10 protein-coding genes are annotated in these 12,207 nt (G+C 46.5%); all 10 read left to right on the forward strand.

Going from position 1 to position 12,207, the window contains the following annotated elements:
• The first annotated feature begins 23 nt into the window (after positions 1–23).
• The 10 genes from nuoD (at position 24) to recQ (ending at position 12,067) form a co-directional block, all read left to right on the forward strand.
• Positions 24–1,208 (forward strand): NADH dehydrogenase (quinone) subunit D, encoded by a 1,185-nt coding sequence (nuoD, locus tag BLU87_RS00690; protein ID WP_092344013.1) that lies wholly within the window; start codon positions 24–26, stop codon positions 1,206–1,208.
• A 103-nt stretch (positions 1,209–1,311) separates the two neighbouring features.
• Complete coding sequence (nuoH, locus tag BLU87_RS00695) at positions 1,312–2,370, forward strand: NADH-quinone oxidoreductase subunit NuoH (protein WP_092344601.1); 1,059 nt, start codon at positions 1,312–1,314, stop codon at positions 2,368–2,370.
• Between the two features lie 27 nt (positions 2,371–2,397).
• Entirely contained in the window at positions 2,398–2,796 is a 399-nt protein-coding gene (locus BLU87_RS00700) for a NuoI/complex I 23 kDa subunit family protein (RefSeq protein WP_092344014.1), read from the forward strand.
• Positions 2,797–2,814: 18 nt separating this feature from the next.
• Positions 2,815–3,318: an NADH-quinone oxidoreductase subunit J gene (locus BLU87_RS00705; RefSeq protein WP_092344015.1), complete on the forward strand. Its 504-nt coding sequence runs from the start codon at positions 2,815–2,817 to the stop codon at positions 3,316–3,318.
• Positions 3,319–3,343: 25 nt separating this feature from the next.
• Complete coding sequence (nuoK, locus tag BLU87_RS00710) at positions 3,344–3,646, forward strand: NADH-quinone oxidoreductase subunit NuoK (protein WP_092344016.1); 303 nt, start codon at positions 3,344–3,346, stop codon at positions 3,644–3,646.
• Between the two features lie 42 nt (positions 3,647–3,688).
• Entirely contained in the window at positions 3,689–5,650 is a 1,962-nt protein-coding gene (gene nuoL, locus BLU87_RS00715; RefSeq protein ID WP_092344017.1) for an NADH-quinone oxidoreductase subunit L, read from the forward strand.
• Between the two features lie 58 nt (positions 5,651–5,708).
• Positions 5,709–7,295 (forward strand): NADH-quinone oxidoreductase subunit M, encoded by a 1,587-nt coding sequence (locus tag BLU87_RS00720; RefSeq protein ID WP_092344018.1) that lies wholly within the window; start codon positions 5,709–5,711, stop codon positions 7,293–7,295.
• Positions 7,296–7,354: 59 nt separating this feature from the next.
• A complete protein-coding gene (locus BLU87_RS00725) occupies positions 7,355–8,815 on the forward strand; it encodes an NADH-quinone oxidoreductase subunit N (protein ID WP_092344019.1) in 1,461 nt (486 codons plus the stop codon).
• 85 nt (positions 8,816–8,900) lie between these two features.
• Entirely contained in the window at positions 8,901–10,232 is a 1,332-nt protein-coding gene (locus BLU87_RS00730) for a UbiD family decarboxylase (protein ID WP_092344020.1), read from the forward strand.
• Positions 10,233–10,255: 23 nt separating this feature from the next.
• Positions 10,256–12,067 (forward strand): DNA helicase RecQ, encoded by a 1,812-nt coding sequence (gene recQ, locus BLU87_RS00735; protein WP_092344021.1) that lies wholly within the window; start codon positions 10,256–10,258, stop codon positions 12,065–12,067.
• The last annotated feature ends 140 nt before the right edge of the window (positions 12,068–12,207 follow it).

The following is a 12,207-nucleotide window of genomic DNA, read 5'->3' on the forward strand; positions in this document are numbered from 1 at the left end:
TCCTTAATCGGACGAGGCATATAATGGCAGTAAATAACAGCGAAACAATGACCATCAATATGGGGCCTCAGCATCCGTCAACACACGGTGTGCTGCAGCTGATTCTTGAGCTTGATGGTGAGATTGTAACGAAGGCGACTCCGCATATAGGTTTTCTCCATCGGGGTATAGAGAAGCTTTCAGAGCATCGGACCTACCATCAGATTATTCCCTTGACTGACCGGCTTGATTATCTGGCACCGATGAGTAACAACCTCGGTTATGTCTTAGCGGTTGAAAAGTTACTGGGGATTACCGATGAGATTCCGGAACGGGTGCAGCGGATTCGTGTCATTATGGCTGAGTTGACCCGGTTAAAGAGTCACTTGGTGTGGTTGGCAACCCATGCTCTCGATATCGGCGCAATGACTGTTTTCCTCTATTGTTTTCGTGAGCGTGAATGTATCACTGATATCTATGAGAAGGTCTCAGGGGCGCGGATGACATCCAATTACTTTCGCGTCGGTGGCCTTTCGGCAGATCTACCGGATGGCCTCGAAGGAGAAATTCGTGATTTTGCCGAATCTATGCCTGGGCACATTGAAGAATATGAAGGGTTGCTGACCGGGAACAGAATCTGGCAGAAGAGAACCATCGGTGTTGGCAAGATCAGCGCCGAAGCTGCTATTGATATCGGTATCACCGGACCAGCATTAAGAGCTTCAGGTGTCGATTGGGATTTGCGACGCGACAATCCTTATAGTGGTTATGACGATTATGATTTTGAGGTTCCGGTCAGAACGGGCTGTGATACTTTTGACCGCTACAAGGTTCGTCTCGATGAGATGCGCCAATCTGCCCGGATTGTTTTGCAAGCACTAGACAAGCTTAAACCCGGTCCAATTTTGGCTGATTGCCCCAAAATCGTTCTGCCCTCCAAAAAAGATGTCGTCAATAATATTGAAAGTTTGATCCACCACTTCAAAATTGTGACAGAGGGTTTTAAGACCGAACCGGGTGAAATTTATCATGGTATCGAGGCTCCTAAAGGGGAACTCGGATTTTATCTTGTAGCTGATGGTTCTGCTTATCCATTCAGGATGAAGATCAGACCACCATCATTTGTCAATTTGCAAGGATTGCCGCAGATGGTCGAGGGTCGGCTACTCGCTGATGTTGTCGCTGTCATCGGGACACTTGATATCGTTCTGGGTGAAATTGATCGTTAGGTATAATCGTTTGGATTTCCTACATAAATATTTGGATTGCCGGTAGAAATTGCCGGCGTTAAACGGCAGAGATGCCATAGACTGATGAAGGAAGAGGATGGTCATGACGCCAGAAGTTTTGACACTCTCGGAAACGCCTTGGTTATTTACAGGGGTCATGCTGGGGAAGATTATAGTGGCTTTTGTAGCGACGTTGTTAATCGTCGCTTATGCAACCTATGCGGAGCGTAAAATAATTGGCAGGATGCAGACCCGTATGGGGCCGAATATGACCGGACCGAAAGGTCTATTGCAACCAATTGCAGATGGTTTGAAACTGTTTTTTAAAGAAGATATCATCCCGTCGCAGTCCCATTGGTTTGCTTTTATTCTTGCCCCAATGATGATTCTCGCCCCGGCCTTTGTCTCAATTGCGGTTGTCCCTTTTGGTGGCGATCTGCAATTTACTTATGACGGGACTCTTTATGCCGTGCCGATGCAGATCACCGATTTGAATATCGGCTTGCTTTTTATCGTTGCTATGGCGGGTCTCGGGGTTTACGGAATTGTGTTGGCCGGGCTGGCTTCAAACAGCAAGTATGCGTTACTTGGCGGGATCCGCTCTACGGCGCAGATGATCTCTTACGAACTGGCTGTCGGCCTTTCTGTTGTTGCTATTTTTATGCTCTCAGAAACTCTGAGTTTGCGCGGCATCGTCGCGGTACAACAGTTGCCTTTATGGGGCAGTGATTCCCTCAGTTTTCTTCCGAACTGGTATATTTTTACTCAACCTTTGGCTTTCTGCCTATTTGTTGTTGGTTCAATGGCAGAGATCAACCGGACTCCGTTTGATTTACCTGAAGCTGAGACCGAATTGGTCTCTGGGTTTTGTACCGAATATTCTGCCATGAAGTACGCGCTCTTTTTTATGGCTGAATACGCCAATATGATTACTGTCTCTGCTGTAACAACGACACTGTTCTTAGGTGGATGGGGTGGGCCATTTTGGGGCTGGATCAACTTTTTGATTAAAGTATTTGCGTTTATGTTCTTCTTCATCTGGATTCGGGCCACTTTCCCGCGTCTTCGTTACGACCAGTTGATGTACCTAGGCTGGAAAATAATGCTCCCGCTGGCGCTTGTAAATATTGTCATTACGGGCATTGCAATTCTACTCTGGTAGTAACCAAACGTTGCGTAGAGGATAGATATGTTTAAAGAGTTTGCCAAAGGTTTGAGTATTACGCTGAAGCATTTAATGCCGGGAAACTGTACAACGATACAGTATCCGAAGCAAAAAATGCAGGTGTCTCCCCGTTTTCGTGGACTGCATCGGTTGATCCCGGCCCAAGATCGCGAGAAATGTGTCGCCTGTTATCTGTGTCCGACCGTGTGCCCAGCGAAATGTATCACCGTTGTTGCTGCAGAAAATGAAGCGGGTGAAAAGTATCCGGAGGTTTTCGAGATTGATCTGTTGCGTTGTATCTTCTGCGGTTACTGTGTTGAGGCATGCCCGAAAGAAGCAATAGAAATGACTGATGCTTACGAACTGGCAAACTTTACCCGTGAAGATTTTGGCTTTGACAAGCAACGTCTTCTCAAGTCGTAAGAAGGAGTTCAGGTTATCATGGAAGCGATTCTTTTTTATCTCACTGCGACGGTTGCAATTATTTCGGCAATTTTTGTCACTCAATGTCGAAATCCAGTCAACAGTGCATTGAATCTGATTACCACATTTCTTTGTCTGGCAGTGTTTTACATCATGTTAGAGTCACCGTTTATGGCTGCTATTCAAATTATGGTTTATGCCGGGGCAATTATGGTGCTTATTGTCTTTGTCATCATGTTGTTGAACCTTGGATTGGCCGTTAAATCTCGCTATACCCACGGAGTCCCTGCTGCTGGAATTCTTGCTGCTCTGGTTTTATTTGTGGTCAATTATTTTATCAGAGCTGGAGAGGCGACAGGAACTGGTGGCAATATAACCAGCGAAGTGATAACGAGTTATGGCCACACCGAGCTGATTGGCCGAGCCATGTTTGTTGACTTTTTACTCCCCTTTGAGATTGCTTCGATCTTGCTGTTAGTTGCAATTGTCGGTGCTGTTGTCCTCTCAAAGCGCGAAGTTTAATCGAGATTACCCCGGGAGATTATCAATGATTACCGTAAATCACTATCTGCTGCTGAGCGCTATTCTGTTCGCCATCGGAACATTCGGTGTGCTGACTCGCAAGAATGCCATTGTTATTTTTATGTGTATCGAGGTGATGCTCAACTCTGTGAATCTGACTTTCATTGCGTTGTCACGTCATGTTGGCAATATGGACGGGCAGATTTTTGTTTTTTTTGTCATGACGGTTGCTGCTGCTGAAGCAGCAGTAGGTTTAGCGTTGATGATCGCATTTTATCGGAACAAAGATTCCATCGATGTCGACGATTTCAATATGCTCAAATGGTGATCACTCCACTTTTACGGGTGTTTCAACTGATAGGAGAGTTTGATGTACAGTAATCTGTGGCTCATCCCATTTTTCCCTCTGGTCGGGGCTATTTTTAATGGCCTATTCGGCAAGAAAATTAAAAATGAAGCGGTCATCGGTGGCATTGCTACCGGACTGATGTTTCTTTCATTTTTAGTTGCAGCTCAAAACTTTATTAAGTTGCTGGGTGATTCTGAGAAGGTTCATGAGCTCGTTCTCGCTTCCTGGATAACCGTCGGCAACTTTCATTTGAACTGGGAGCTGCTGCTGGATCCATTGTCTGCAGTGATGATTATGGTGGTCACCGGTGTCGGTACCTTGATTCATCTCTATTCAATCGGATATATGCACGGTGAAGTTGGGTTTTACCGGTTTTTCAGTTATATGAATCTGTTTGCCTTTTCGATGCTGATGCTGGTTCTCGGCGGCAATGCTCTCGTCATGTTCGTCGGTTGGGAAGGAGTCGGTCTCTGTTCATATCTATTGATTGGCTACTACTACGAGAAGAAAAGTGCCAGCACTGCGGCTAATAAAGCATTTATTGTTAATCGTGTTGGTGATTTCGGGTTTCTTTGTGGATTATTTACCCTGTTCTGGGCTCTGGCCAGTAAAGGAGTCTGGACACTAAATTTTGTTAAGATTGCTGAAAGTGGACATCTGCTCGAATCTGGTGGCCTCTTAGTCACCGTTGTGACCCTCTGTTTCTTTTTGGGCGCTACTGGGAAATCGGCACAGATCCCTCTTTTTACTTGGCTTCCTGATGCGATGGAAGGCCCAACCCCCGTCTCAGCTTTAATCCATGCAGCGACGATGGTAACAGCCGGTGTTTACATGATCGGGCGAATGAATGGTCTGTTTGCGATGGCCCCTGCGACGATGATGACAATTGCTATCGTTGGTGGTTTGACCGCATTCTTTGCCGCAACGATCGGTTTGGCGCAAAACGATATTAAACGGGTTCTCGCCTACTCAACCGTCTCTCAATTGGGATACATGTTCTTGGCTATGGGTGTTGGTGCTTTTTCAGCTGGGATCTTCCATTTGATGACCCATGCTTTCTTTAAGGCCTGTCTGTTTCTTGGTTCTGGTTCGGTTATCCATGGTATGCACCATGCGTATCATCACGCTCACCTGCACGATGATCCTCAAGATATGCGGAATATGGGTGGTTTACGGAAAAAGATGCCAATCACGTTTATCACTTTTCTGGTGTCAACTATTGCCATCTCCGGGATTCCGTTATTCTCAGGGTTTTTCTCTAAAGATGAAATTCTTTGGTGGTCATTTGGTTCAACCCGTGGACATTGGATGCTCTGGGTCCTCGGTGCCGCAGCCGCAGGGATGACAGCCTTCTATATGTTCCGTCTGGTATTCATGACCTTCTTTGGTGAGCAGAAAACCGACTCACGTGCAAAAGATCACATTCCAGAGTCGCCCTTTACCATTACGATTCCGCTGATGGTTCTTGGCCTCCTCGCTGTTATCGGTGGGTATATCGGGATTCCAGCAGTGCTTGGGGGATCAAACCGGTTTGAACATTTCCTCGCTCCAGTCTTTGAGCATGCTCAACATCTCAACGAAATTCATGCCCATGGTTCCCACGCGACTGAATATACATTGATGGCTATATCGGTTGCGATCGCCATTGTCGGGATCTTCACAGCATGGGTGATGTACATCAAGAACCCGGAATTACCTGCAAAATTTGTTGCCAAATATAGTCGAGCCCACAGGGTTATATTCAATAAGTGGTACATCGATGAACTATACGAAGCTGTCTTTGTCGTCCCCTGTAAAAGAATCGGTACTTTTTTATGGAAGGACGTGGATGTCAAAGTCGTTGACGGTGTTGTGAATGGTTGCGCCTGGGTTGTCAAGGGACTTGGAACGGGTCTGCGTTATACACAGTCCGGTTACCTGTATAACTACGCGATGGCCATGGTGGTCGGCGTGGTCGTGATCGTCGGCTTTTTTGTCTTTTAGTTAATAATTTTATTTGTTCGCCAGCGAATTACGATAAAGTTACAAGGAGCGATTCCACATGGCTGATTACCTTCTCAGTATTATGACTTTCTTCCCATTGTTGGGGGTACTGGTTCTTCTGTTTATCCCACGAGACAATGGTGCATTGCTTAAAATGTCTACCCTCGCAGTCTCTTTGGTAACATTTGCAATCAGCTTGCCTCTTGCATTTGACAATGTTTTTGCGACCTCTGGTGCGATGCAGTATCGTGAATTCCACGAGTGGATTAATGTCGGTAACTTTTTCCAGATGAATTATAACCTTGGGGTTGATGGTATCAGCCTTTGGTTGGTTATGTTGACGACTTTTATCACGCCGCTTGCCATTCTATCGACCTGGAATGCAATTGATAAAAATATTAAGGGCTTTATGGCAATGCTATTGCTGCTTGAAACCGGCATGCTTGGCGCATTTGTCTCCATTGACCTCTTCTTGTTCTATATCTTCTGGGAATTGATGCTGATCCCGATGTACTTCTTAATCGGTATCTGGGGCGGTAAAAACAGAATTTATGCGGCGGTCAAGTTCTTCATCTACACTGCTGTTGGTTCACTGTTGATGCTGGTTGCCATCATGTTCATCTACTACTTTGCCGTAAAAAGCGGCGCTCCAATGAATGGCTTTAGTATTGAGGAATTTTACAAGTTAGATCTCCCCTATAACGCTCAATTCTGGCTGTTTATGGCATTTGGGCTCAGCTTTGCGATCAAAGTTCCGATGTTCCCACTGCATACGTGGTTGCCCGATGCCCATACCGAAGCACCAACCGCTGGCTCAGTTATTTTGGCTGCAGTGCTGCTGAAAATGGGGACCTACGGGTATGTGCGTTTTGCGATGCCGCTGTTTCCAGAAGCCTTGCCGACATTTATCCCCTTCTTGGCTTTTTTGAGTGTCGTCGGGATTATCTATGGCTCGCTAGTTGCGATGATGCAGGACGATATCAAGAAGCTGGTCGCCTATTCATCTGTTGCCCACCTTGGGTTTGTTATGCTTGGGGTTTTTGCCCTGAATATGCAGGGTTTGGCTGGTGGCATGATCCAGATGATCAATCATGGTATTTCGACAGGTGCACTCTTCCTCATCGTTGGCTTTATTTATGAGCGTCGTCACACCCGGTTGATTACTGAATTTGGTGGTATCGCCACGAAGATGCCAATATTTGCAACAATTTTTATGATTGTGACCTTCTCTTCAATTGGCTTGCCTGGAACCAATGGCTTTATTGGTGAGTTCTTGGCGTTGATGGGGGCGTTCCAAGGTGGATTGCGCTGGTACGCAGTTTTTGCCACCTCAGGTGTCATTCTGGCCGCGATCTATATGCTATGGGTCTATCAACGGGTGATGTTCGGTAAAGTAACCAATCCGAAAAATGAGAATCTCAAAGACTTGTCTGTTCGCGAAATTGTGATTATGTTGCCGCTGTTACTGTTTATCTTCTGGATTGGTATTTATCCAAATACCTTCTTTTCCAAGATGAATCCAGCGATGGAAAAAATGTTGATGCAGATGGGAGCAAATCCTGTTGCGGTTGTCGAGATGCAACAACCGACAGTGGCGCACGTCGGACTGGATGATCAAGCCCAGACCGTTGTCCACAACGATTAATAGAAGATAAAGATCTATAATTAAAGATATAAATAACACTGGTTCCGAGGAGCTATTAGATGGAAAACCTGGTTCAAGAAGCCATCCAGAATGTAAATATGCAAGCAATCATGCCTTCACTGGTTCTCAGTGGTTTGGCCATGGTGCTATTGATGGTCTCAGTTTTTTCAAAACGTGGGAGTAGCACTCACGTGGCCTGGCTGAGTGTCTTAGCTCTGATCGTGACTGGGTTTGTTGCCCTAACCGGTTGGAATAATCCGCAGTCAGGGTTTGCAGGAAGCGTTTTGTTTGACAACTTTGCGACTTTCTTCAGCATGATCTGTATTGTCGCTGCAGGGTTGACAATTCTCATGTCGGATGACTATCTGCGGCGGGAAAATTTCCCTGTCAGCGAATATTATCCACTGATCCTGTTTACGACTGCCGGAGCTATGTGGATGGCATCAGGGACCGATCTGATGACGATATTCCTCGGGCTGGAAGTCTTATCGGTGTCCCTTTATGTGTTAGCCGGATTTTTCCGTCATCAGACGCGCTCCAATGAGGCGGGTTTGAAATACTTTTTCCTCGGTGCCTTTTCTACTGGATTCTTGCTTTATGGGGTCGCTCTTCTTTATGGCGTCACCGGTACCACCAAGGTTGAGGGGATTGCTGCCTATGTGCGTGCTAATCCCGACGCGGCGTTGAATACAATGTTTATTGCCGGTGGTTTGCTGTTGCTGGTTGGTTTTCTGTTTAAAGTTGCTGCAGCTCCCTTCCATATGTGGACACCTGATGTCTATCAGGGTGCGCCGACACCAATTACTGCATTTATGAGCGCTGGACCAAAGGCCGCTGCTTTTGCTGCCTTGATGCGGGTCATGATTGTCGGCTTAGATGGCTTGCAGTCCGAATTGACGACATTGTTTTGGATCCTTGCCGTTTTAACCATGACTATTGGTAACTTTGTTGCTTTGAGTCAAAAAGATCTTAAGCGGATGCTGGCATATTCGTCAATTTCCCACGCTGGTTACGCCTTAGTTGGTCTGGTGGCTTGGAATGAAATAGGTCTATCTGCCATTTTGTTCTACATGTTAGTTTATACTTTCATGAATATGGGTGCCTTTGCCGTTCTTGTTCTGATCGGTAAACAAGGTGAAAATAATCTGAATTTAGATGGCATAGCTGGGCTCGGCTATAAAAAACCAGTTCTAGGGGTTGTGCTGACGATATTTCTCCTCTCATTGATGGGGATACCACCAACGGCAGGTTTCATCGGTAAGTTTTATATGTTCTCTGGAGCCGTTGAAGCTGGATATATCTGGTTGGCTGTTATCGGAGTGCTCAATTCAGCGGTCTCTTTGTATTATTATCTTCGTGTGGTGGTGCAAATGTATTTTAAAGATCCAGCAGAGGACTTTTCTTGGGTTTCCATCAATGTGCCGACCGCTATTTCGATAGCAATTTCACTCGGTGGTGTTCTCTACATGGGGATGTTCCCAAATACATTAATGCAACTGGCAAAATTAGCTGGTTTCTAGATATAGAATTGAAGCAAAAAACCCTTCAGCTTGCTGAGGGGTTTTTTTTTGCCTTTTATCGGCTGATATCGTCTAGAATCAGGAGATGAATTTTAGAACTTTTTTGCAAAACTTAGCGGCAGCAGATCAACTTCAGAAAGTATTAGCTGTTGTTGACCCACATTTGGAATTAGCGGCCCTGTGTCGTCGTGAGTTTGCAAAGGATGATGGTGGCAAGGCGCTACTGTTTAGCAAGGTGAAAGGATCCAGTTTTCCTGTCATCGCTAATATATTCGGATCGGAACGGAGGACTGGTCTTCTCCTTCATAGTGATAACTTCGATATTTTTGCCGGGAAAGTTATCAGATTGCTCAATCAACAGTCGGGGACAGTTGAACAGCGGATGCAGTTTGATCTTCCCACCCCCTCTGTTACGCCGACAACATACAATTTAGCAGCGCCTCTGGATTTGACCGCACTGCCATCAATCAAGACATGGCCGCAGGAAGGTGGGCGCTATCTCAACCTTGCTTTGGCTTTAACCGAAGATATCGAAACGAAGCAACAGAATCTTGGTTTATACCGGGCTCAGGTCATGGCCCCTGATCTTCTGGCGCTCAACTTTTCCCCCAATTCTGGTGCTGCGCAACATTTTGTCGTGGCCGCTAAGGCAAAAAAAGCGCTGCCAATAAGTCTGGTTCTCGGCTCAGATCCGGCGTTGATTTGGGTTGCCGCCGCACCTTTGCCGGAAAATTGTAATGAGTTTGCTTTTCACGACGCACTATTTTCTATGAACACCCAATTTACAGCTGGACTGTCTCAGCCCTTAGCGGTCCCAGCTGATGCGGAAATAATTATTGAAGGAGAGATCATCCCTGACAAAGTTGTGCTGGAAGGGCCGTTTGGAAACCATACCGGGCAATATGTCACCCGGTCTGACTGTCCGTTAATGCGGGTCACTGCCATCCGTTGTCGCTCGAGGGCATTGATGCCAACAACAGTTGTTGGACCACCCCAGAGCGAGAACGTCAATTTGGGCAGAGCCAATGAAATATTGTTGCGCGAGATGATCAAAATTGATTTCCCCCAGGTTTGTAATCTAATGCAACCGTTAGTGACGATTTTTCATGGAGTTACGTTGTTAACGGTGCAACAGCAGTCGATGCGCAAGAACCGGGAGCTGCTGACTGCTCTGTGGGAAAACAGCCCACTGCGCAGGTCACCATTACTGGTTCTGCTGGATGAAGATATCGAATTAACCTCGCTGTCACAATGTTGGTGGCGGACGATCAATCGTTTAAAAGAGCCACGAATCTATCGACATGGACACCAACTTGGGATTGATGCAACAGGTGTATCGCCGTCAACATTGGTGACCGAGGATCAATTAACCCGTGACCTGTTGCTGCGCCGCAAGGACGAATATTATCAATGTTAGACGATCCACGAAGCAGACAGACAATGCCAGCTGCAGATCTAAGTGATTCTGTAGAACAGACTCTCAATGATGTCTTTGGCTATCAATCCTTCCGTACCTTTCAGAAGGAAATTGTCCACAGCCTGATACAGGGAAAAGATGCCTTTGTCCTGATGCCAACAGGTGGCGGAAAATCCATCTGCTTTCAAATTCCGGCGCTTCATCGCCGCGGCACGGCTATTGTTGTGTCACCACTAATCTCGTTGATGAAGGACCAGGTTGATGCGTTGCGGGTCAATGGTGTTAAAGCCGCTTGTTGCAATTCATCTCTTGGTGCCGGTGAGCTGCGTGAAGTGATGGCACAATTACAAGCAGATCAGCTCGACCTTGTCTATGTGGCTCCAGAACGGTTATTGAGCGCTGACTTTCTGCAACTCCTGCAACGGATTGAAATCAGCCTCTTTGCTGTGGATGAGGCCCACTGCGTCTCTCAATGGGGGCACGATTTTCGCCCGGAGTATGTTGGCCTGGGACGGTTGCGCGATTATTTTCCCGCTGTCCCTATGGTCGCGCTGACAGCGACGGCTGAGAAACAGACCCGGTTGGATATCATCAATCATCTCCACCTCGAAAATGCCCATCAAGTTATCGCCAGCTTTGATCGACCCAATATCCGCTATACAGTGATTGATAAGAGCAAACCCTATCAACAGCTAGGGGTGTTTCTGCAACATCATCAGCACGAATCGGGGATAATATATTGCTTAAGCCGCAAACGAGTCGATGAGGTCGCGAAAAAGTTGCGTCAGGACGGCTTCAAGGCCGCAGCCTATCATGCGGGATTATCGGCCAATGAACGTAAACAGGTGCAGGACGATTTCATCCGTGACGATTTGCCGATTGTGGTAGCGACGGTTGCTTTCGGGATGGGTATTGACAAGCCAAATGTCCGCTTTGTGGTTCACTATGATCTGCCTAAAAATTTGGAAAGTTATTATCAGGAGACAGGCCGTGCGGGGCGGGATGGTTTGCCTGCAGAAGCGTTACTGCTGTTTGGCTATGGCGATATTGCCATCAGCCGTGGGTTGATCGAAAAGGGGGGCAACCCGGAACAGAAACGGATTGAAATTCACAAGTTAAATGCAATGGTTGGATTTGCTGAATCCGGGACCTGTCGTCGCCGGGCTTTATTGGGATATTTTGGCGAAACGTTGGAAGACGATTGCGGAAATTGCGATATTTGTCTTAATCCCCCGCAACGTTACGATGCCAGCGAAGATGCCCGCAAGGCACTTTCCTGTGTCTATCGGGTTGGGCAGCGTTTTGGCATAGGCCATGTGATCGAGGTGTTGCGGGGAGCCAAAACTCAAAGGATCTTTGATTTGCACCATGAACAGCTTTCCACCTATGGAATAGGTCGCGAACAGAGCCAAGACCATTGGAGCCACCTGCTGCGGCAACTGATCCATTATGGTTATCTGGAGCAAGATATTGGCAATTACTCCGTCCTGAAACTGACCGAAGCCGCGAGACCACTATTGCGCGGGGAAGCAGAGCTGACAATCACCAAACCGCGGGTGAAACCGGGGAGGAAAAAACGACCAGAGCGGAAGATTGTTGGTCTTGAATATGATCAAGAACTGTTTAACCAGTTACGCACTCTCCGTAAAAAAATTGCCGATCGAGATCAGGTTCCGCCCTATATTGTTTTTGGTGATGCCAGTTTAGCTGAGATGGCAGCCACCCTACCCACAGATCAGGAAACATTTTTACAAATTAATGGTGTAGGTCAAGCAAAGTTACAACGCTATGGACATGAATTTATAGAAGAAATTATCAGTTTCATGTGCAGATGATATAGCCACCAAGGCGCCAAGGACACTAAGAAAAACACATTCAAAAGAATATAACGCAGAGCCGGAGAGTTGGAGAGAAGATCAAAATGAACAGAGGTCTTTTCTGAGATTTAAAAATAGGTACAAGAATTTATAATGGT

The sequence above is a fragment of the Desulfuromusa kysingii genome (assembly GCF_900107645.1).
GTDB classification, from domain to species: domain Bacteria; phylum Desulfobacterota; class Desulfuromonadia; order Desulfuromonadales; family Geopsychrobacteraceae; genus Desulfuromusa; species Desulfuromusa kysingii.

Coding starts and splice junctions, on each gene's coding strand:
- nuoD (WP_092344013.1), top strand. CDS start 24: ATGGCAGTAAATAACAGCGAAACAATGACCATCAATATGGGGCCTCAG.
- nuoH (WP_092344601.1), top strand. CDS start 1,312: ATGACGCCAGAAGTTTTGACACTCTCGGAAACGCCTTGGTTATTTACA.
- BLU87_RS00700 (WP_092344014.1), top strand. CDS start 2,398: ATGTTTAAAGAGTTTGCCAAAGGTTTGAGTATTACGCTGAAGCATTTA.
- BLU87_RS00705 (WP_092344015.1), top strand. CDS start 2,815: ATGGAAGCGATTCTTTTTTATCTCACTGCGACGGTTGCAATTATTTCG.
- nuoK (WP_092344016.1), top strand. CDS start 3,344: ATGATTACCGTAAATCACTATCTGCTGCTGAGCGCTATTCTGTTCGCC.
- nuoL (WP_092344017.1), top strand. CDS start 3,689: ATGTACAGTAATCTGTGGCTCATCCCATTTTTCCCTCTGGTCGGGGCT.
- BLU87_RS00720 (WP_092344018.1), top strand. CDS start 5,709: ATGGCTGATTACCTTCTCAGTATTATGACTTTCTTCCCATTGTTGGGG.
- BLU87_RS00725 (WP_092344019.1), top strand. CDS start 7,355: ATGGAAAACCTGGTTCAAGAAGCCATCCAGAATGTAAATATGCAAGCA.
- BLU87_RS00730 (WP_092344020.1), top strand. CDS start 8,901: ATGAATTTTAGAACTTTTTTGCAAAACTTAGCGGCAGCAGATCAACTT.
- recQ (WP_092344021.1), top strand. CDS start 10,256: ATGCCAGCTGCAGATCTAAGTGATTCTGTAGAACAGACTCTCAATGAT.